Here is a 20,143-nt window from a genome sequence, read left to right on the forward strand (position 1 = left end):
GGGGGGGGGGGGCCCCCCGCGCCCGCGGTCCGTGAACCGCGGGCGCTCACCACCACGCGCTATCTGCGCTACGGCGCCGGGAAGGTGGGCGGCGCCGCCGTCTCCCTGCTCGCCGTCCTGGTCACCGGGTTCTTCCTGTTCCGGCTGATTCCCGGCGACCCCGTCAAGACCATGACGGGCGGCCGCCCGATCTCCGCCGCGCAACTCGCCGCCTACCGCAAGGAGTTCGGGCTCGATCTGCCGCTGTGGCAGCAGTTCACCGACTACTGCGGCAAGGCGCTCACCGGGGACCTCGGGACGTCGTACCAGTTCCGGGCGCCCGTCGTCGACAAGATCTCCGAGGCGCTGCCCAACACGCTGCTGCTCACCGGCACCGCGTTCGTGCTGTACACCCTGCTCGGCATCGTCCTCGGCACCCGCTCGGCCTGGCGGCACGGCGGGCTGGGCGACCGCCTGAACACCGGTCTGGCGCTCACCCTCTACTCCATCCCGTCGTTCTGGCTGGGCCTGCTGCTGATCATCGTGTTCTCGGTGGGGATGGGCCCGATTCCCGGGCTGTTCCCCACCGGTGGCATGGAGTCGGGCGGTGAGGAGGGCTTCGCGTACGTCCTCGACGTCGCCCACCATCTGATCCTGCCCGTCGTCACCCTGGTCGCGGTCGAGTACGGCCAGACCCTGCTGGTGGCCCGCTCGGCGCTGCTGGACGAGATGGGCAGCGACTATCTGACGACCGCCCGTGCCAAGGGGCTCAGGGACGACCTGGTCCGCCGCCGGCATGCCGTGCCGAACGCGCTGCTGCCGACGGTGACGCTGGTCTTCGTCAATCTGGGCCGGACGGTGGCCGGCGTGATCCTGGTCGAGACGGTGTTCTCCTGGCCGGGCCTGGGCGGGCTGTTCTACCAGGCGCTGAGCGTGCCCGATCTGCCGCTGGTGCAGGGCCTGTTCCTCTTCTTCGCAGCGGCGGTGATCGTCATGAACACCCTGGCCGACCTGGTCTATCCGCTGCTCGACCCCCGGGTGGGCCGATGACGACCGAGACCAAGAGCACCGCGGGCGAGGCGAGGGCGGCCGGTCCGCGCGCGCTCGCCCGACAGCGGCGGCGCCAGTCCGTCGTACGTTTCTGGAAGCAGTACCGCACCCACCGCGCGGGGCTGGTGGGCCTGATCGCACTCGCCCTCTTCGCGCTGCTGGCGCTCACCGCCCCCCTCACGGTCGGCTCCGACGTGTCCAGCGTGACCGGGGCACCGGGGCAGCCGATGGAGAGCCCGAGCGCCGAATTCCCGCTGGGGACCGACCGGTTCGGGCGGGATCTGCTGGGCCTGCTGGTGTGGGGTGCGCGGGTGTCGCTGCTGGTCGGGCTGCTCGCGGCCGCGCTGTCGGTGGCGATCGGCACACTGGTCGGGATCACCGCGGGGCACTTCAAGGGGGCGTACGCCACCGTGCTGATGCGGGTCACCGACTGGTTCCTGGTGATGCCGACCCTGGTTCTCGCCATCGCGCTGGCCACCGTGATGTCCCGCTCGCTGGGCACGGTCGTGCTGGCGATCGGCGTGACCTCCTGGCCGACCACGGCCCGGCTGGTGCGGGCGCAGACGCTGGCGGTGGAGTCGCGGCCGTACATCGAACGGGCGACGGCGCTCGGCGGCGGCCACTGGCACATCATGAGCCGTCACGTCCTGCCCAACGTCATGCCCCTGGTCCTCGCCCAGACGACACTGATGATCTCGTCCTCCATCCTCGCCGAGGCGACCCTCGCCTTCCTGGGGCTTGGCGATCCGACCGTGGTGTCGTGGGGCGGGCTGCTCCAGGACGCGCGGGAGGCGGGGGCGGTCAGCTCCGGGATGTGGTGGTACCTGGTGCCGCCGGGCATCGCGATCGCGGTGGTGGCGCTGGCCTTCACGCTGTGCGGGCGCGCGGTGGAGTCGGTCCTCAACCCTCGGCTGGGGGTGGCCCGTTGACGCTGCCGGCGGTACGGAAGCTGGAGGTGACGTACCCGGGCGGGACGGCCGCCGTGCGGGATATCGGCCCTTCGGCCATGCCGGGCGTCGGCCCTCCAGCCGTGCGGCGCGTCAGTCCTTCACCGGCCGCACCGAGCTTGACCGGCGCAATCGCGGCGCCCAGCCGCCCTGCCATGAAAACCGCCCTCCACCCCACCCCGGAGGTGACACCTTGAGCCTGCTCGACGTCAGAGACCTGGAGGTGACCTACCCGGGCGGGGCGGCCGCCGTGCGGGGCGTCGACCTGACGCTGCTGGCCGGGCAGAAGCTGGGCATCGCGGGCGAGTCGGGCTGCGGCAAGTCGACGCTCGCCCTCGCCCTGCTACGGCTGCTGCCGGCCGGGACCCGGATCGGCGGGGAGGTGCTGCTGGACGGCGAAAACGTCCTCACCATGAAGTGGGGCCGGGTGCGGGCGGTGCGCTGGGCCGGGGCGTCCATCGTCTTCCAGGGCGCGATGCACTCGCTCAACGCCGTCCACCGGGTCGGGGACCAGATCGCCGAGCCGATCCTGCTGCACGGGAAGGCGACGCAGGCGGGCGCGAAGCGGAAGGTGGGCGAGCTCCTGGAGCAGGTGGGCCTCCCGGCGGCGCGGGCGTCGGCGTATCCGCACGAGCTCTCCGGCGGCCAGCGCCAGCGCGTCATGATCGCCATGGCGCTCGCCTGCGACCCCCGCCTGGTCATCGCCGACGAGCCGACCACCGCGCTGGACGTGATGATCCAGGCGCAGATCCTGCGGCTGATCGAGGGCCTGGTCACCGAACAGGACCTGGCCCTGATCATGATCAGTCATGACCTGGCCGTCCTGGCCGACACCTGCGACCGACTGGCGGTCATGTACGCGGGGCGGGTGGTCGAGGAGGGGCCCGCCCGGCAGGTGTACGACGCCGCGTGCCACCCCTATGGCAAGGCCCTGTCGGAGGCGTTCCCGCGGATCGGCGACCCGGCGTCCCGCTTCGCGCCGAGGGGCCTGCCGGGCGACCCGCCGGATCCGGCCGCCCTGCCCTCCGGGTGCGCCTTCCACCCGCGCTGCCCGGTGGCCCTGGACAGCTGCGCCGAGGACGACCAGGAACTGCGGGAAGCCGGTGCGGGCCGGCGGGCGGCATGTGTGCACGTGCCGACTCCCGTTGCCGCCGTCGAGGACGCTGGGAGCGCCCCATGACGACCCGACCGCCCACGCCCCTGCTCAGGGCCGAGGGGCTGCACGTGACCTACCCGGGACGGCACGGCGGCCCGCCCGCCCGGGCCGTGGACGGCGTGGACCTGGACATCCGCCCGGGCGAGATCGTCGCCCTGGTGGGCGAGTCGGGCTGCGGCAAGACGACGCTCGCGCGCGCCCTGCTCGGCCTGGTCCGGCCCACCTCGGGCCGTGTCGTCTTCGACGGACGCCCGCTGGAACACACCTCCCGCGCCCTCAAGTCGTACCGCAAGCGCGCCCAGTTGGTCCTCCAGGACCCGTCCGGCTCCCTCAACCCCCGGCACACGGTGTACGACGCGGTCGCCGAGGGCCTGCGCATCCACGGGTACGGCGGTGACGAGCGCGCGGCGGTGGCCGAGGCGCTGACCCGGTCCGGCCTCAGACCTCCGGAGCGCTTCTTCCTGCGCTACCCCCATGAGCTCTCCGGCGGTCAGCGCCAGCGGATCGTCATCGCGGGCGCGTTGGCCCTGGAGCCCGAACTCCTGGTCGCCGACGAGCCGGTGGCCTCCCTGGACGCCTCCGTGCGTGGCGAGATCCTTGCCCTGCTGCTGCGCCTGCGGACCGAACTCGGTCTGTCGGCACTCGTGGTGACGCACGACCTGGGACTGGCGTGGAACATCGCGGACCGGGTGGCGGTGATGTATCTGGGCCGGATCGTGGAGACGGGGGACGTGGAGCTGGTCCTCACGGCGCCTCGGCACCCGTACACCCAGGCGTTGCTGTCGGTCCTGCCGGAGGCACCGGGCGATCCGGTGGTCCTGACCGGCGAGCCGCCCGACCCCTCCCGCGTCCCCGCGGGCTGCCGCTTCCATGTGCGCTGCCCCGTCCTGGCCGACGGCGAGGCGGCACGGGCGGGGGTCGCGGAGTCCTGCCGTACCCGGGATCCGGAGATCCTGGCGGGGAGCGGCGACGCCCAGGCGGCGTGTCACTGGGCACAGGTCACCACAAGCGCCACATAGACATGTTCAGGACAATCCCAGAAGTCTCGTTGTCCACTGCATCAATGGCTGCTTATGATCACTTGGTCTTACTCCAACTGGACGGAGCGTCATATGCCTGTGAGCGAAGCGATATCCGCCAGCACCATCAGCAAGGACGAGGAGTACGAGGCCCTCATCGAGGCGACTCTTCAGGAACTCAGCGCCGCGGAGACCGAAGACGTCCTCGCCCCGCTGGAGAGTGGCGACAAGGGCCCGGCGATGGCGTGGTTCATCGCGACCTGATGCTCCGTGAGAGGGTTCCGGCCGCGTTCTCGAAAGCGGCCGGAACCCTCTTCTCTTGCCGAAATCCGTGGGTTCTTCCGTGACGAGAGGCCGAGACGGGTGACCACTTCGCTAGCGAGCCAGAGGATCATGACCGGCGTGGAGGCCCTCCTCCGCCAGTACGCGGACATCAGGGACGGGGACCGCTGCGTCATCGCGTACACCCCGGACAGCAGGGAGTCGGCGGCCCTGATCGCGGTCGGCCTACGACAGCGGGGCCTGCGACCCGACCTGGTCGCCATGCGACCGCTGGTCGACTACCAGTTCGCGAAACGACTGGACGCGGTGCTCCCGGATCCCGCGGAACTGACCGGCCGGCTGGTGCTGTTCACGCTGGAGAAGGACACGATGTCGCACTTCGGGCCCCTCGTCGACGTACTGCGGCGCTACGGCGACGACCGATGCATGGTGGTGCGTGTCATCAGCGCCTCGCCGCAGTTCTTCGAGAAGGCCCTGAACCTGTCCCCCGCGGAACTGAGCGCACGGAACGCCACCCTGCTCCACCGCCTCCTCGGGGTGCACGACATCCGGGTACGCAGCCGGGGCGGTACCGACCTGCGCATGCGGCTCGACTCGACGCGGTTCGACTGGATCAGCAACCGCGGGGTATGGCGGCCGGGCGGTTTCACGATTCTTCCGGCGGGCGAGATAGCCACGTTCCCGGCCGAGATAGACGGCGTGCTCGTGGCGGACGGCGCACTGAACTGCAATGTGATCACGAGCATCGACACCAGGCTTTCCGACAACCCCTTGCGAGTCGAGATATCGAACGGCCGGGCCGTCGGATTCGAGTGCGCGGACAGTGACATCCGGGAACTGGTCGGCCTGTGCTTCCGGCAGCCGTACGGAGAACGCGTGGGTGAACTCGGATTCGGCACGAACTCGGGAATCGACGAGTTCATCGCCGCGAATTCCCATATCAACGAGCGCCGGGTCGGCGCGCACATAGGGTTCGGTCAGCACAATCAGGACCAGCACAAAATCGGCTACCAGGAGAAGGTCCACCTCGACCTGATCACGGACGGTGCGGAGATCTTCGTGGACGACGACGAGGAGCCGATCGACCTCGCGGCCTTCGTACCGTCCACGCTGCCCCACCCCGAGATCGCCCGGGACGAGGACATCACCGGGGACTGCTGCGGATTCGGATACGGCGAGCTGACCGACGTACCCGGCGTGACCGGCGAAGGAGCCGCGTGAACCATCGGGCACTGAGTGGTCTCGGCGCCCGGCTCTCCGGCAGCGTCCTCGGCCTGCGCGCATTCCGCCGGCTGTGGGCCGGGCAGGCGATCAGCTCCCTCGGGGACCAGTTCTTCGTCGTCGCCGTCTCGCTGCGGGTCGTCGAGTCCGGGGGCGACGCCGGTGACGTGGGGCTGGTGCTGAGCGGCCGGATGCTCGCGGCCGTCGTGTTCGCCCTGGTCGGCGGCGTGTGGGCGGACCGGCTGCCCCGGCGCCGGGTGATGGTCGCCGCCGACGCCGTACGCCTGGTCTCCGTCCTTGCCGTCGTGGCCGTTCCCTCCGGGGTCGGCACGGCGGGGCTGGCGCTGCTGACGTTCGTCCTCGGCAGCGGCGAGGCGTTCTTCCGGCCCGCCTACGGCGGCCTCGTCCCCAGCGTCGTCCCCGCCGAGCGTCTGGTCGCCGCGAACGCGTTGCGCGGCGCGACCGAGAGCACGGCCGCCGTCCTCGGTCCCGCACTCGGCGGTGTCCTGGTGGCGCTGGCCGGTACCAGGACCGCCTTCGCGGTCAACGCGGCGAGCTTCGCGGTCAGCCTGCTGTGCGTCCTCGCGGTACGGGAGCCCGCTCGCACCGCCGCGCCCCGCACCTCCATGGCCGCCGAGGTGCGGGCCGGGGTGGCCGCGGTCCGCCGGACCCGCTGGACCACGGCGGTCCTCGCGCTGACGGCCGTACAGACCATGCTGGTCGTGGCACCGCACATGGTGCTGCTGCCGATCGTCTCCAGCGAGGAGTTCACGGGCGGCACGGCGTACGGCACGGTCCTCGCCGTCTTCAGCCTCAGCGGGCTGGTCGGCACGATCGTCATCGGACGGCTGCGGCCACGCCACCCGGGGCTGGTGGCCATCGGCTGCAACGCCCTGTTCGCCGCGGTGCCCCTGGTACTGCTCAGCCCCTTCTCCCTGGTGTGGGTCGCGGCCGGCTACGCCGTCGCCGGAGTGGCCATGATGCCGTTCAACGTGCTCTGGGAGACCGCACTGCAACGCCAGTTCCCCGCGGACCTCATGGGACGCGTCACCTCCGTGGACTGGCTGGTCAGCCTGGGGCTGCTGCCACTCGGCCTGATGATCGTGGGCCCCCTCACCGACCTGGTGGGCCGCACTCCGGTGCTGGTGACGGCGATCGTCGTCCAACTCGCCTCGGCCGCCCTGGTGCTGCTGGTGCCGGGGGTACGCGACTTCCACGAGGACAAGGACACCGGCGGGGAACGACGGGAACAGGACGACGTACGGCTGACCGGCTGACCCTCCTAGTCTGCGAACGGGAATCACCATGGCTCTGGAACGACTTCTCGACGACCCCGCGAGCCTCGGGGAGATCCAGGACCGGACACCCCGGCTGAGCCGTGGGCTCGGGCCGCTGGACGACGTCTTCTCCGCCGACCTCGCACAGGACCTCCTCTTCGGCCGGGGCCTGCGGGCCCCGTACGTACGCCTGCTGCGCGACGGCCGGGAACTGGACGTACGGCCGGTACGAGCGGGACAGGGCGCCACCGGCGGTCGGGGCGGGGCGGTGGCCGAGCACCGCCAGCTGTCGGGCCTGGCCGACCCGCACCACGTCCTCGCCCAGGTGGCGGAGGGCGCCACCATGGTCCTCCAGTCCCTGTCCCTCTACTGCCCCGAGGTCGCCGCCTTCTGCGAGGAGCTCGCGGCCGAGACCGGCTACCCGGTCTCCCCCACCGCGTTCCTCACCCCGCCGGGCTCCCAGGGCGCCGCCCCGCACTACGACCTGTCCGGCGTCTTCGTCCGGCAACTGGCCGGGGCCAAGACCTGGCGTGTCCGGGCCCCGCGCCAGACCCTGCCGGTCATGCGGGGACGCGCGGGGGACGTACCCGACACCCCGGTCGTCATGGAGGTGCGCATCGAGGCCGGCGACTGCCTCTACATACCGCGCGGCTTCTACCACGAGGGCCGGACCGGCGAGGAGGGCTCGGTCCACCTGTCGTTCTCGGAGGGCACCGAGGACGCCTGGGTCGGTCTCCTGCACGACCTCGTCGACCTGGCGACCCACGAGCGGGAGGCCCTGCGCACCCGGCTCCCCGCCCTGCCCGACGTGATGGCCGGCCGGTCCCGCCAGGAATGGCACACCGTCCGCGACACCCTGATCGACCATCTGCGAGCTCTCGGCGACGAGAAGGTGGCCGCCCTGATCGTCCGTCGCACCCGCGCCCGGCAGGCCCCGTCGGCGCCCGCACCGGGGGTCCTCGCGGACCGGCTGGCGCTGGCGCCGCGAGCGGCGACTCCGACCGACAGTTGAGGGGGCACCATGGCACAACTGACCGCCGAGACCTACGCCGAGCTGACGAGCGTCGGCCCCACCCCGACGGGCACCGCCCGCCTCGCCCGCTCCTACCACCGTGACGTCGTACGCCGACTGGCCCCGTACATACCGGCGTGCACACCGACGGCCGGCCTGCACCCGAGGGCGGTCTGGACCGCCACCGAACTCGCGGCGGGCCGCACCCCCGACGCCACCTGCGTCGAACAGATCCGCGCCGGCCTCTCCCAGGAGCGCATCCGGCCACTGGAACACGTCACCGGCGTACCCGACTATCCCCTGTGGTGCCGGACGCCCCTCGCCGAACTACGGGCCGACATGCTGCGTACGGCGGGTGTGGGGAGGCCGGACATGTCCGCGACGGCGGCGCCCGAAGCGGTCGAACGGGTCGGCGCGGCGGTGACCGTGCTGCGGCGGGTATGGCCGGAGGCGGCCGTGGAACTCAGCCTCCTGGTCCGGGCCGTGGTCTACGTGGACGGCGGTGCCTTCCGCTCCGCCACGCTGCTGCGGAACTACGGAGCCGTCTTCGCGGGCGTCGGCTACCTGACCAGCGTGCCCGCCGCCTTCGAGACCCTGCTGCACGAGACCGGCCACCACTCCCTGTATCTGCGCCAGGCCTTCGAGCGGTTCATCACCAACGGCGACGACCTGGTCACCCACGCCCTGCGCCCGGACCCCCGCCCCCTCTCCGGCACCCTCCACGCCGCCCACGTCCTCACACGGATGGCGACGGGGCTGGACCGGTGGTACTCCGTGCTGGACGAGGCAGAGGTCGAGGTCCGCGAAGAGGTCCGTGAACGACGCGACGACGCCCTCACCCGCCTCCACGCCACCCTTGAGGTCCTGAAAACCTCCGCCCGCTGGACCGACCCCGGCACCGCCTACTTCGCGAACCTGCTGCAACGGGAACGGGAGCTGACAGAGCGGCTCAATCGTCCTATCCCGCCCGGCACTTGACTCGGCTCAAGGTTCCACCGCCACCAACTCGACCTCGAATCCATCGGCGTTGGCGAGGTAGGCCGCGTAGTGCCGCGGGCCGCCCGCGTACGGGTGACGGTCGGCGAAAAGCGGCGTCCAGCCGTGCGCGGGGGCCTCGGCGGCCAGTGCGTCCAGCTCCTCGCGGGCTCCGGCGTGGAAGGCGAGGTGGTTGAGGCCCGGGCGGGTGCGGTCGTGCGTCGTGCCGGACAGGGCCGGCGAGCGCTCCACGACGAGATACGTCGCGCCCGACCGCCAGCTGCGGCCGTGCTCCCAGTCCTGGTACGGGTCGTAGCCGAGCCTGGTGAGCAACCAGCCCCATTCGCGGGTCGCTCGGGGGAGGTTGGGAACCCACAGCTCGATGTGGTGGAGCAATTCAGCGTCGAACGGCTTCGATTTCGCTGTCTGCGACAGCACGGAGCAGATCACCGAGAGCGGCGGGAGTCGTCACGATGACGCTGCTGGGGGTATCGCTCTCGCGGAGGTGGGGGCGTCCGGTGGGATCTGTGGCGAGTTCGAGGCAGTTCGCAGCTCCGCCTTCGCTGAAACTGGACTTCTGCCACCTGAGTTCGGACATGCGAGCCTTCCTACAGCAGGGTGTACAAGATGCGTTGAAGCAGACCCAACGAATCCTTGACCGCTCGGGCCTCCGCCGGCGCCTCCGGGTCGACCGGGAGAAGTGCCGCCCCGCTCAAAGTAGCGAACCAGTCCCGGTACTTGGCCAGCGCCTCCGCATCGTCCAGGTAGAGCGACTTCTCGATGTGGGAAACCACGACCGTGCCCAGCTCCCGTACCCGCGGCTCGATCAGCACGAATCCGGTGCCGAAGGCGATGGGGCCGTCAAACGGCAGAACCTGGATGGTCACGTACGGCAGCCGTGACAACTCGATTAGATGCAGCAACTGATCACGCATCACCTTGGGTTCGCCCAATGACGCGCTGAGCGCCGCCTCATGGATGACCGCGTGGATGCGCGGCGGTTGTTCGCCGGTCAGCCGAGCCCCGCGCCGCACCCGGAAACGGACGGCAGCGGCCCGCTCCTCCGGGGCCATCCGCCGATAGCCGCGGTGGTGGATGACGTCGGCGTAGTCCGGTGTCTGAAAGATGCCGGGGACGAACATCGGCTCATACGTGACCACACGGCGGGAATCATCCTCCAGCTCCGCCAGATCCAGGTGCGCGGCACTCAGCACTCCCCGGTACTCGCTCCACCACCCCCTGCCGGAACGCTGTCCCAGATCAATAAGAGCCTCCACGAAGGTTTGAGTACTCACACCTTCTTCTTGCGCAAGGCGCCAGACCCGCTCCGCGGACACATTAGTCTTTCCCGCCTCGATGCTACTGAGCTGAGGTTGCCTCATCCCGAGCAGCGCGGCCGCATCAGTCGACGACAGTCGAGCACGCTCGCGCATCCTGCGCAGCTCCGCACCAAAACGCCGCTGCCGATACGTCGGATCCGACCTCAGGCCCACGCAGCCCCTCCTCGCCTGGCGAACGCACTCATCGAACAATCACCGTCTCACACAAGCAGGTTGAATACTTCGAACCATCACCTCTACCGTAAGTGATGCATCAGTCACAGCAGGCACACGAATGGAGGCTGCCACATGCGCATGCCCGAAACCCCCCAGCCCCTCTGGACCTACGGCCTGACCATTCCCCACGACCCCCGCGCCGTCCGCGTGGTCCGGGCCACGATCCGCAGCATCCTCGCCGCCGCCAAGCTCAACTGCATCGTGGACACTGTGGAGTTGCTGGCATCCGAGGTCGTCACCAACGCCTACCGCCACTCCGCGATGGACGCCTACGTCAGCCTGGAACGTACCCCGGACGACTTCCGCGTGACCGTGTGGGACCACGGCTCGGGCGCCCCAGCGCCCCTGACCCCCGTCGCCCGCGACGAACACGGACGCGGACTCGGCATCGTCAATGCATGCGCCGACGAGTGGGGGGTGCGGGACTACCCGCGCGGCAAGGCCGTCTGGTTCAGCGTCGTACCGAAGGTGAACGGGGACGAAGCGTGAGCTGTCCACAGGTCCAGCCCACGCCGCTGCCTCGCGGGTACGCTGACGGGCAGTGGTCAGACCGCCGTACCGCCCCGAGGAGACCGCGCATGAGCACCGCCGCACACTCCGGTTCCGGCGACTCTGTCACATCGCAGCCGGCCAACACCCCGGAGGGCCTGCGGGCTGCTCTGGCACAACTGGCGCCGGACGCCCTGCCCACATTCGACGCCGAACGCTCTGCAGCCCTCCAACAGGCACGCGAGCAGGTCAGCGCCGCTCCGATGCGCCGCTTCGTAGGTCAGTGGGCGGTGTACGTCGCACTGGAACGGCACCCTGAGCGGGCCGCCAGACTGCGCACCCTGGAGGCACGCGCCGCCGCAACCGAGAGCCTTGAAGAGGCGCGGACCATCGCGGCCGAGATCGGCCGGATCCTCGACGCGGCTTGTGCCGAGGCCGGTATCGAGCGCGCCGAGGGCGTGTGACGGCATGGGAGACGAAGAGGCTTGGCGTTGGGAGTACGACCCCGACGCCGAACATGTTGCAGACGGATTCCCGCGACACATCGTCGACGAGGTCGAGCGCCTGGCGGCGGAACTGGTCGCCCTCGCCGAAGTCGGCGTCGATGTGACCGACATCGGCGAGGGGCCACGCCGTGGCGTTCCGGGCGGCGTGCGCCGCATCCCTCTGCTGTCCGACGGATGGTTCTACGCCTTACCGGTACCCCGGCTTCGCCTTATCGCGATTACGCGGATCATCCCGCCGTTCGACTTACTCTGACAAGGCAGCTGCAGTTCCTGACTGTGCTGGATTCGTCACTACGTCGCTACGGCTTTCACAATCCCGCTACAGTATCCCTCCGTCGCGAGTGCGGGATCGCTTACCACTCCTGGCCGTTTCATGACTTGGCCACGCCGCGAGACGGTAAGCGAATCTGTCGGAGAGCCTGAACTGGACAAGGACCTGGAACAACCCGCCCCAGGTGCTGAAGAGGCCGGCTTGTAACGTCGCTGGAGGACTTGTTGTCACCCCGTTTCGTCCATCACAGCGTGGCCTGGTCATCGGTAGATCAGTCGTCAGTCACATCGTGATCGACACCACAAATCAAAGAAATCCTACGGGTAGAGCACTTCCTAGCAGACCACGGCAGCGAATTACGGCTGAAATATCCATAGCACCACTCACCCTACAGCGCCTCGCAGGCTTCAGCTTTCCAGAGAATAGGCGTTTGCCTGAATGCTGAACAGTTCCGCGAACAATCCTTCACTAGCTAGGAGCTGATCCGGCGAACCTGATTCGATAACACGCCCATCCTTGAGAACATAGACGAGGTCTGCTGTTCTTACTGAAGCCAGCCGGTGAGTGACGAGTACCACGGTCTGATCTTCTCGCTTCTGCTTCAAGATCCTCTCAAAGACTTCCGCTTCAGCGCGCGCGTCCAGGGCGCTGGTGGGTTCATCCACAATAAGAATAGGAGCATCACGATATCGGGCGCGAGCGATACCCAGCCGCTGCCACTGCCCCCCCGAAATTCCATGTCCTCCGTAGTACTCGCGAGCCAACAGGGTATCCCAACCTTGCGGCAATTCTTTGATAGTTGCCTCAGCACCGGAATGAGCTGCCGCCTCCTGGAGTCGCACGTGGTCCACCGCCGCACCAGCCCGCGAGATCACCACATTGGCGCGCGCCGTGAAAGGCCAGCGCTTGAAATCTTGAGCGACCATTGCAATCCGCGATTGAAGATCCCGGCGATCCGCATTAGATACATCGATGCCACCCCAGCGAACACTGCCCGAGTCCGCCTTATACAAACCAGCCAATAGTTTGACCAACGTACTCTTCCCGGATCCGTTTTCCCCGACAAGTGCGACGACACTACCCTTCGGGATTGTTAGATCCACATCCAGGAGTGCCGATCGATCGGCGCCCGGGTACTTGAAGTTTACTTTCTCAAAAATGATCCGATCGATAACCTCGTCAAGCTTCTCACCGCCCTCCTGTACAGCACGGTACTCCGCTTCCTCGCACAGCCGCCTAAGGTCACCCACATAAAGTGCGCTTTCATACAAGGAGTTGGCCTGTGTCATCAGTATGCTCAAGTTTGTCGTACCCATTCTCACAGCGATAATGACCGTCCCCACCGTTGCCAATTTCATCACGTCATACAGGACGAAGCCTCCCAGGACTCCGTAGGTGAGGATCGACGTGACTCCGACCATCACAGCAGCGAAGACCTGAGTCCGTGCGGCATCATTGGCCAATCTGGCCTGTTCTTCCTCAGACGAACGCGCCAATTTTCCATATTGGTCCAGCAAGAATTGGCCGGCGTCGTGCACTCGAATCTCTGAAGCGGAGTGCTGATCAATCAACAGAGCACTCAGCAACTTGGCCGCCCGAGCATGCTCGATCCACGCATGAGCAGAAAGATAACGCGCTCGCGCATTCCACAACGCACTCCAGGAACGAGGCACGGCGAGCAGAGCGAGGAGGAGAAGAAGAATCGGGTTAAGAGTGGCCAATACCGCTGCAACAGCGAGGAAGGTTATCAGGGCGTTGGCGATGGCTCCGCAATACATGAGTACGCGTCGTGCACTCGACGCCCCATGCTGAGCCGAGTCCAATAGCCGATGGAAGTCAGGGTCCTCGATAGAGGACAACTCCACTCTTATTACCCGCTCCAGATAGCGCACGGTCGCCACCCGTTCGATTTTTGGTTCGAGGCGCCCCAAATAGGCCCTAGAGATGGCTGATGCAAGCGTACGAAATCCCACTGCCAGGGCTACAACAATAACGAAAGGGAGTGCACTTCGAAGTGCAGGAGAGTCTATATCGGCAACGAGGAGGGCCGAAATAGACTCATTGGTACCCAGTAGAATGGTAGCTGTGCTGATGCCTTGGAAGAGTTCCGAAGCAGCGACTCTCCGTAGAGCACGGGCGTCGGCTTCATATGCCAAACGCAGCACTTCGGCAACGAGATCCGGAAGCATTTTAGCCGCCTGCCAGAGAGACAGACTCAATACAGCACCTTCGTGGCGGTTGAAGCCCAAGTCGTATCTCAGCTTGCCGCCGAACAGGGCGCGCTCCGCCGACGAGTCCCCGATCTCTTCCTCTGACGTGTCCCGAAGTCCCTGTCTCACGCACTCTCCTGCAATTTTTTAAAGGAAGATTCTCAGAGGCTCCCGAATCTCCTGCCGCTGCGAGGCAGTATCTTCAGAGATGGCATCGGTTAGGTCTGTCGGACTTCTCGCTCGTACACGACGTTCGCCAAAGCCGTAGCAATCCCGGCCTGCCAGGAGAACGGAAGCCGTGCACGGTTCCAGTGAAAGACTATGAGGAACGCGGCGGCCTCTCTAGGGCCGACAACGGCTGGATCGGTTCTGAAATATTCCGAGTTCCACTTCGCCCACTCGGAACTCACGCGCTCTTCAAACGAGGCGCAGTTGGTATTCATCGACGAAGTCACCGATGATAGGTGCTCGGGGTTACCCCACATCAAGCGAATCCTGTGCGCTATCTCCGGCCAGCCCGAGGGCTCAGGCTCATCGTCGCTAAATTTTCTTCCTGCCTGACAGCCCAAACGGTCCCACACATCCTGATCCTCGGCATCTGTGATCTCCATGGCCGAGAAGAGGGAACGAATCAACCGGAGTGAAAGGGCCCATGCTGGCGTCTGGCGCTGCCCTCCCCAATAGTCCATCCACACCAAGGAATCGGCCGTGAACATGCCATGCACGCCAGCCATGGCTGCCGCACCACCAAACAGCTTGTACTCCGGCTCATACACCGCCGAGTGGTGTCCGAGCACCAGCCCATCCCGTGTCGCTTGCGAGCACATGCCAAGAAGTGCATCACGCACCGCAATCCGGGATTGTGGATCGCATTCAAATCTGATACGCATACCAGGAGGTTTATGGACAAAGAAGAAGTTGCGAGCTCTCCCTGCTTTGAGCAGCTCTTCTGCCACAGCACTCAGCTGGACATATACCTCTCGTGGAACAGATCCGTCAAGATATACGCGTCGCTCCACCCAACGGGACTCGAGTTCCTCCTCTACCAAAGCCGAGGCTCCGGCACGAACAAATCTATCGACGGTCGCGCCCCATTGAGGTAAACCGGACGGAATATTTCCGCTTTCAAGATATTCCGTAGCAAGGCGCATGAAATTCACGGCGCTGACCGTTTTTCCGTCGATGGAAATATCAGAGAACGCAGTTGTAGGGACGCCCGCCGACCCCTTTCTGAGACTCACTGCATCAGGAACGCCGTGTCCCATGGGATTGAATCCTCCTGTTCGGCGTAAGACTGAAGGGCGAGTCCAAGGCCTGCCACACCCTCCAACAGGCCAGCCGGATCTTTTCCGGGAGAGAGATCCATCATGCCCACCTCAAACCCTGTTGGCAGACCTTCGGAGAAGACTTCAATGATCCGCTCAGCAATGGAATCAACCAGCTTGGAGACCTGATCAGCCTCCTGCCCCTCAATGAAGTACCTCAATATATGCATGATCCCTGAAAGCCCATGACAAAACGACCAATGGTCAGCCAACCATTCATCACTTGGAACCGCACACAGCGCACTGACCGAAGATTGAGCTGTTTGTAGCCAGTCGTCTCGGTCGAGTGCTTTGCCCGCGAGTTGCAGGGCTCGCGAAACCCCAGGAGCGCCATAGCACCAGGAGACTCTGCTCCGTGAACGTGGCATCGATGGCGTGGTGAACTCCTCCAACGATACATAATTCGGCCAGAAGATTCCGTATTCATCGATTCCCTGAAATCGATGAAGGATCTCGACCAGCCCCGCAATGGCCACATCCTGACCGGGCACGGCTATTTTCTGCAGGAACGCTGTGGACAGGACTGCCAGCGGTCCAGCAATACCATGTGCCAATCCCAGGTTTAAATGACCATTCTCACGCACATCAGAATTCATCTGAGGCAGCCAGTTCGGCGGTGTCGTTGACCAAAAACCCGGGACCTTACACCCGAAATAGTCAGCGGGCGTGAGCATTCTCGACAAGCATGTGAGAACACGCTCCAGGACATGCCCATGTGGGTCCCTCAGAAGAAGGTACCGAGCTATGCCGGCCAGCCCATCCAGTACGTCGAACCTGGCCATCGGCCCTAGTGATATCGACTCGACTTGCTGGCATAGTGCTTCCGCACCCATTGTTACTTCCGCGTCGAGCTGCGTCAGGGCACCAACATAGCCTCCGCCTACAGCTTGCGCCATGGAGAGCGCGTAACCCAGGCCACATGCATCGTAATGCAGTCCGACCAGCAGTCGACTGCGCAACTTCAGACTCTCCGCCGCCTGTTTAAGATACCAGTGTGCTGTCGCCCCATCCTTCTTATCACCTTTATGCAGCCGAGCCGTATAAATCAAGGAGATACCTGGGAAGCCACTAGCAAGCGAAGCTCGGGCCAATGGATCAGAGTTCTTCGAGTAGGCGAGATTGTCCGGGTTACTCAAATGCCAGGCGATTTCGTCGGAGATACGCTCCGCGGCCTTGTGGCGCCAAGTGATGCCACTATTCATGCGCCGCTCCTCGAAGAGAAGCGAGCAACGCCGTGCCGAGCGCGGCCCTGATGCATGCGCGCAATGTGACGCAAACTCACCAGGCTGCGATTCTCACGGTCGGGACTGATGCCAATGAGGCGATTGTGGTGCAAATGCAAGAATGAACCAACAATCTCCTCACGCCATGTCCACGTGTCTGTCCGGTCCAGCTCAGGCAGAAGAGTCTTCCCTACCTCACGAGCAGCATCTGCCAACCTCCGCGCTGACTCCAGTGCCGAATCAGGCAAAACTGGGGCCAGATTCTTGAGGGTCATACCGGGTGCAACAATCCTCCCTGCCTCCTGGATCTCCTTACGAGAGGGTTGATCACGATCATCTCTCTGTGGAAAATGCTGCGCTACCCACTCGCACCAGTCCCAGTCGCCAATCCCATCCAAAATTATTCCATAGCTGGCCAGTTCGAGCAGGTCCTTGGAGTATTCCGCCTCACCGGTCCTCCCGATCCGCATGAGGTTGATTACCCACTCGCTGTCGGCATGAAATACCCGCTCCGCCAGATCCATCCCTTCGACTCCTCCGAAGCGAGAGAGCTCCGGCTCGTAGGTACAGAGTCGAAAGTCCGAAATGTAACCACCTTCTCGGAGCAACGAGCAATCCCGCAGAATTCTGTTCCACACACTCTCAGGCATGGCCGGATCATTGCTTCGAATTCGGAGACGTACATGATGACGAGGCCTATTGTAGCGAATGAAGAACCATCGATCGATCTCACCCCAGACAGCCTCCAGGATGTCCGGTACACGCCTTCTGATGAGCTCATCATGGATTTCTGGCATGCAATCGAGCTCAAGATAAGCCCAGTTACTTCCCGGGTGATACGCCTTGCGTTCGGAATTCTTAATGCGCACGTGGTCCAGCTTGTGCTGTTTGACGCGTCCCACATGCTCTCTTGGAACTAGCGGAACCGTGAACTCACTGCAGTGTTTTCCGAGCCAACCGTACTGCTCACCTCCCGCGCTCGGAACTTCAGTTACCAGCGGATTGCCTTCTGTTAGCTCCCTGCGCAGGATTTCGCGGTGCAGAACGTTGTCCAAATCGATTTCGCAGTACTGATCGTAATTGATTACTCGAACTCGAGAATCAACGTTCAGGCGCTTACGCCACTCGTCGACTGCTGTCTCCCAGTCTTCTCTTTGCCGTGCCGCTGTGCGCAGTTCCAGAGTAGTCTTCCACGCCAGCGGTGCAATAATGCTTCTGCCAAAGCGAACACGAGGCAGGAGAGGCAGCGATGCCATCTGCCCCCACTCCCACGGCTGCCAAACCCTGATTTCATTGGCGTAGCACAGTTCGGCAAGAAATCTGACAAGGTTGGGAGCTGCAGTAGTCAGAGAGAGTGTATGGGGGACGATGGGAACGACCTGCTGACCTGTTGCCTCCCAGTAAAGGCGCAATGCATTGCCGTCTGCTGCCACTAAGAGATCACGCCAGTCGATAAAGCCATGTTCCTTATCTCCGTGGAAGACTCCCACAGGTATCCTGTGCTCAGTGAATCGCCGCCCCTGAACTACGTTCATGGCGCGCGGTAGTACCGGAGCAAAGTCAACCTGTGCCACTATGGCATTAGGAGCCATCGTGGAAAATAGTTTACTCAAGTCAGCAGACCTGTCTGTGACATCAGAAAACCGCCCTGCCATGGCTCCTGCGGTAAGAGCACCTCCTACAGGCGTAACCCATAGGGAGAAATCCCCATTATCGAGCGAGTCCAGGGTCTCACCCAATAGCTGGAAGCATACCTCGACTGCCTGTGAGGGGACCGGCGTCGAGCTGCCACCGCTCAAGCGACGCACGTCCGCCTCGGTAAGCACCACTTCACGATTCTCCGCAGAAAGTCCTCGGTATGCCAAGGACGCGAGAATTTCCGCTCGCGTATCGTGCGCGGCGCTTTTGTGCTTTTCATTGATACCGAAGGAAGCGGTGCTCGCTGGGTTCAGATACCCTTCCGGGTATCCGAGCCCAACGTGAGGATCTATGAGATTCTTCAACCGTACCACGCCATGCTTTCCGTACTTTTCAAGGAAAGCCATACGGTATCTACGCATGTGCGTGTACGCTGAGCCATCCGGTGCAATTCGCCAGAGAGCCGAAGCCAATTCTTCGACCTCTTGAATCACTGGACGTGGCAGGGTCACGGACATATCAGCACGTACATCCACCTGGGGACTCACGTCTAGGATCCCGTCGTGTACCCGTGACACAGCTGCACGCAAGCCGTACCAGGCATCTTTTCCTTTGCCCATGCTCGTGGCCGCGTAAGCTTCCATGGCTTCGCGCAGCCCCCTCAGGCCGGCCACCTTCTTAAGGCTCGAGGGAAGTATGTTCTCCGCGTCTGCGAGCGAGGTTGAATACAACTCCGTGGTAGGCAACTTGCTCAGGAGTACATCGCGTGCAAGGAGATTTGCGAGGAAAGAGTCGAGTTTCTGCTCGGGAATACGAGGGAACCGATCTTTTGCCTCGATCAGCAAGTCTGAATAGCGCACAGGTTTGTGAGCGCGGTCGCAGATCCATTCCAAGAGTGGTGTAAACCGCATCGAAATCTCTCGACCACGCAACTGAACCTCTGCGCCGTTGGAGGCTTCGCGCCTAATTCGCACGTGGGGAACAATAAGGCGGTCTGCGCGCTCGACGCAAAGATTATTCAGAACAACCTCCAGCGTGAGCCTCAAATCAGCGCTGGAATTCAACTCTCTCGACAAGCTGTCGAGCCAACCGGAATCAATACGGACAATCTTCTTCGTATTCGGGCCGATCTCAGCCTTTGCAACCTCCCCAATCTCTGCTGCTGCCACCCCGGCGTACAACCCGAAGGGAGTAGAACGGCTGCTCATCCGAATCGCATAGCGGGTAACCGATATAGCGGCACCAAGGAGCCTCTTCCGTCGCGTTTCCTCGCCGACGACAACCTTGTCTAGAGCTTTCAACAAAACTGGACTGGAAACAGCGATAGCTTCTATGAGATCAGGAAATTCTGCAATGCTACGGATGTAGCCCGCCAACTCCCTATCGGTTGGCTGGGAGGCATCGTGAAAGTTGGCAAATACATCACTGAAGGCGTCATGCTGCAGCGTTGCTACTCTCAGCGTGATGGGATTGGAAGCGGCATAGAGGTTCCGTTGCACCATAACCCTGCTCTCTCTACGCGAAGAAGACCGGGCGGGATTCATCCTTGAATCCCGCCCGGCACTGGATTAGCAGCAGGGCGGATTAGCCCCGGTTGTCATTCCACACGAGGTCATCGAGCCGCTGGGTTCACAGGTAAGGTGAGTGGCCATCATCGGCCGCAGCTGTGTCATTGCGTCACCGGTCAGCGTAGTCTGGATGTCGAGATCCAGATCAGCAAGATCTGCATCCAACTCTTCTTCGATGAAAACGGGAGTGCCCATACAAATTCCTCCAATCAGAGCAGAAGCCACCATGAGAAACATCAAGTGACTTCAACAGTGGAAAGATCTGATACACCGAAAGTGCTTACATTTGTTCGACTCAACCGATATCCAGGAGTGGAACGCATACCGGAAGCCCTCTGGGTATACCGTGCAGCACTATCAAGCAAGTTGATCTTTACATATTCCCTTAGGGAGCCACAAGGACACTTTACCATTTCGTTATCCATACTCGCATGATGTC

General features: G+C 64.2%; 19 protein-coding genes. 12 read left to right on the top strand and 7 right to left on the bottom strand.

What is annotated here, in order from left to right; all coding sequences use genetic code 11:
- The 9 genes from POF73_RS39145 to POF73_RS39185 form a co-directional block, all read left to right on the top strand.
- Nucleotides 1-1,029: ABC transporter permease (locus POF73_RS39145; protein ID WP_272124116.1), on the top strand; the 1,029-nt coding region annotated here is incomplete at its 5' end.
- Entirely contained in the window at nt 1,026-1,958 is a 933-nt protein-coding gene (locus tag POF73_RS39150) for an ABC transporter permease (protein ID WP_272124117.1), read from the top strand. The genes POF73_RS39145 and POF73_RS39150, both read left to right, overlap by 4 nt.
- Nucleotides 1,959-2,169: 211 nt before the next feature.
- Nucleotides 2,170-3,156: an ABC transporter ATP-binding protein gene (locus POF73_RS39155; protein ID WP_272124118.1), complete on the top strand. Its 987-nt coding sequence runs from the start codon at nt 2,170-2,172 to the stop codon at nt 3,154-3,156.
- Nucleotides 3,153-4,151: an oligopeptide/dipeptide ABC transporter ATP-binding protein gene (locus tag POF73_RS39160; protein ID WP_272124119.1), complete on the top strand. Its 999-nt coding sequence runs from the start codon at nt 3,153-3,155 to the stop codon at nt 4,149-4,151. The genes POF73_RS39155 and POF73_RS39160 overlap by 4 nt, the downstream gene beginning before the upstream one ends.
- Nucleotides 4,152-4,244: 93 nt before the next feature.
- The gene (locus POF73_RS39165) at nt 4,245-4,415 is read left to right on the top strand and encodes a hypothetical protein (protein WP_272124120.1); all 171 of its coding nucleotides are present in this window, start codon (nt 4,245-4,247) and stop codon (nt 4,413-4,415) included.
- Nucleotides 4,416-4,544: 129 nt separating this feature from the next.
- A complete protein-coding gene (locus POF73_RS39170; protein ID WP_272124122.1) occupies nt 4,545-5,654 on the top strand; it encodes a hypothetical protein in 1,110 nt (369 codons plus the stop codon).
- A complete protein-coding gene (locus tag POF73_RS39175; protein ID WP_272124124.1) occupies nt 5,651-6,931 on the top strand; it encodes an MFS transporter in 1,281 nt (426 codons plus the stop codon). The genes POF73_RS39170 and POF73_RS39175 overlap by 4 nt, the downstream gene beginning before the upstream one ends.
- A 28-nt stretch (nt 6,932-6,959) precedes the next feature.
- A complete protein-coding gene (locus POF73_RS39180; RefSeq protein WP_272124125.1) occupies nt 6,960-7,943 on the top strand; it encodes a JmjC domain-containing protein in 984 nt (327 codons plus the stop codon).
- Nucleotides 7,944-7,952: 9 nt separating this feature from the next.
- On the top strand, nt 7,953-8,921 hold the full coding sequence (locus tag POF73_RS39185; protein WP_272124127.1) for an aKG-HExxH-type peptide beta-hydroxylase: 969 nt from the start codon (nt 7,953-7,955) through the stop codon (nt 8,919-8,921).
- A gap of 6 nt (nt 8,922-8,927) precedes the next feature.
- Here the strand turns inward: POF73_RS39185 and POF73_RS39190 are convergent, their stop codons facing one another.
- The 3 genes from POF73_RS39190 to POF73_RS39200 are packed head-to-tail and all read right to left on the bottom strand — an operon-like array spanning nt 8,928 to nt 10,411.
- Nucleotides 8,928-9,314 (bottom strand): VOC family protein, encoded by a 387-nt coding sequence (locus POF73_RS39190; protein ID WP_272124187.1) that lies wholly within the window; start codon nt 9,312-9,314, stop codon nt 8,928-8,930.
- 1 nt (nt 9,315) lies between these two features.
- Nucleotides 9,316-9,516, bottom strand: coding sequence for a DUF397 domain-containing protein (locus POF73_RS39195; protein WP_272124129.1), 201 nt, complete (start codon nt 9,514-9,516; stop codon nt 9,316-9,318).
- A gap of 10 nt (nt 9,517-9,526) precedes the next feature.
- Nucleotides 9,527-10,411, bottom strand: coding sequence for a helix-turn-helix domain-containing protein (locus tag POF73_RS39200; protein WP_272124131.1), 885 nt, complete (start codon nt 10,409-10,411; stop codon nt 9,527-9,529).
- 135 nt (nt 10,412-10,546) lie between these two features.
- On the opposite strand from POF73_RS39200, the gene POF73_RS39205 reads away from it, so the two are divergent.
- The 3 genes from POF73_RS39205 to POF73_RS39215 all read left to right on the top strand — a co-directional run bounded on the left by POF73_RS39205 (nt 10,547) and on the right by POF73_RS39215 (nt 11,722).
- The gene (locus POF73_RS39205) at nt 10,547-10,963 is read left to right on the top strand and encodes an ATP-binding protein (RefSeq protein WP_272124133.1); all 417 of its coding nucleotides are present in this window, start codon (nt 10,547-10,549) and stop codon (nt 10,961-10,963) included.
- Between the two features lie 89 nt (nt 10,964-11,052).
- Nucleotides 11,053-11,427 carry a DUF6247 family protein gene (locus tag POF73_RS39210; protein ID WP_272124135.1) on the top strand — a complete coding sequence of 125 codons (375 nt, stop codon included), beginning with the start codon at nt 11,053-11,055 and terminating at the stop codon, nt 11,425-11,427.
- Between the two features lie 4 nt (nt 11,428-11,431).
- Nucleotides 11,432-11,722: a hypothetical protein gene (locus POF73_RS39215; protein ID WP_272124137.1), complete on the top strand. Its 291-nt coding sequence runs from the start codon at nt 11,432-11,434 to the stop codon at nt 11,720-11,722.
- 425 nt (nt 11,723-12,147) lie between these two features.
- Here the strand turns inward: POF73_RS39215 and POF73_RS39220 are convergent, their stop codons facing one another.
- From POF73_RS39220 to POF73_RS39235, 4 genes are all read right to left on the bottom strand, one after another.
- Nucleotides 12,148-14,079, bottom strand: a complete 1,932-nt coding sequence (locus POF73_RS39220) for an ABC transporter ATP-binding protein (protein WP_272124138.1) — start codon at nt 14,077-14,079, stop codon at nt 12,148-12,150.
- Between the two features lie 89 nt (nt 14,080-14,168).
- Nucleotides 14,169-15,215, bottom strand: a complete 1,047-nt coding sequence (locus POF73_RS39225) for a thiopeptide-type bacteriocin biosynthesis protein (RefSeq protein ID WP_272124140.1) — start codon at nt 15,213-15,215, stop codon at nt 14,169-14,171.
- Entirely contained in the window at nt 15,188-16,477 is a 1,290-nt protein-coding gene (locus POF73_RS39230) for a lanthionine synthetase C family protein (RefSeq protein WP_272124142.1), read from the bottom strand. Before POF73_RS39230 ends, POF73_RS39225 begins: the two co-directional genes overlap by 28 nt.
- Nucleotides 16,474-19,638 carry a lantibiotic dehydratase gene (locus tag POF73_RS39235; protein WP_272124143.1) on the bottom strand — a complete coding sequence of 1,055 codons (3,165 nt, stop codon included), beginning with the start codon at nt 19,636-19,638 and terminating at the stop codon, nt 16,474-16,476. Before POF73_RS39235 ends, POF73_RS39230 begins: the two co-directional genes overlap by 4 nt.
- Nucleotides 19,639-20,143 lie beyond the last annotated feature (505 nt).

The sequence above is a fragment of the Streptomyces sp. HD genome (genome assembly GCF_028369295.1).
Lineage (GTDB): Bacteria > Actinomycetota > Actinomycetes > Streptomycetales > Streptomycetaceae > Streptomyces.

What these genes read in the sequence shown, in the direction of transcription:
- POF73_RS39150 (WP_272124117.1), top strand. Translation starts at nt 1,026, where the DNA reads ATGACGACCGAGACCAAGAGCACCGCGGGCGAGGCGAGGGCGGCCGGT.
- POF73_RS39160 (WP_272124119.1), top strand. Translation starts at nt 3,153, where the DNA reads ATGACGACCCGACCGCCCACGCCCCTGCTCAGGGCCGAGGGGCTGCAC.
- POF73_RS39165 (WP_272124120.1), top strand. Translation starts at nt 4,245, where the DNA reads ATGCCTGTGAGCGAAGCGATATCCGCCAGCACCATCAGCAAGGACGAG.
- POF73_RS39170 (WP_272124122.1), top strand. Translation starts at nt 4,545, where the DNA reads ATGACCGGCGTGGAGGCCCTCCTCCGCCAGTACGCGGACATCAGGGAC.
- POF73_RS39180 (WP_272124125.1), top strand. Translation starts at nt 6,960, where the DNA reads ATGGCTCTGGAACGACTTCTCGACGACCCCGCGAGCCTCGGGGAGATC.
- POF73_RS39185 (WP_272124127.1), top strand. Translation starts at nt 7,953, where the DNA reads ATGGCACAACTGACCGCCGAGACCTACGCCGAGCTGACGAGCGTCGGC.
- POF73_RS39195 (WP_272124129.1), bottom strand. Translation starts at nt 9,516, where the DNA reads ATGTCCGAACTCAGGTGGCAGAAGTCCAGTTTCAGCGAAGGCGGAGCT.
- POF73_RS39205 (WP_272124133.1), top strand. Translation starts at nt 10,547, where the DNA reads ATGCGCATGCCCGAAACCCCCCAGCCCCTCTGGACCTACGGCCTGACC.
- POF73_RS39210 (WP_272124135.1), top strand. Translation starts at nt 11,053, where the DNA reads ATGAGCACCGCCGCACACTCCGGTTCCGGCGACTCTGTCACATCGCAG.
- POF73_RS39215 (WP_272124137.1), top strand. Translation starts at nt 11,432, where the DNA reads ATGGGAGACGAAGAGGCTTGGCGTTGGGAGTACGACCCCGACGCCGAA.
- POF73_RS39225 (WP_272124140.1), bottom strand. Translation starts at nt 15,215, where the DNA reads ATGGGACACGGCGTTCCTGATGCAGTGAGTCTCAGAAAGGGGTCGGCG.
- POF73_RS39230 (WP_272124142.1), bottom strand. Translation starts at nt 16,477, where the DNA reads ATGAATAGTGGCATCACTTGGCGCCACAAGGCCGCGGAGCGTATCTCC.
- POF73_RS39235 (WP_272124143.1), bottom strand. Translation starts at nt 19,638, where the DNA reads ATGGTGCAACGGAACCTCTATGCCGCTTCCAATCCCATCACGCTGAGA.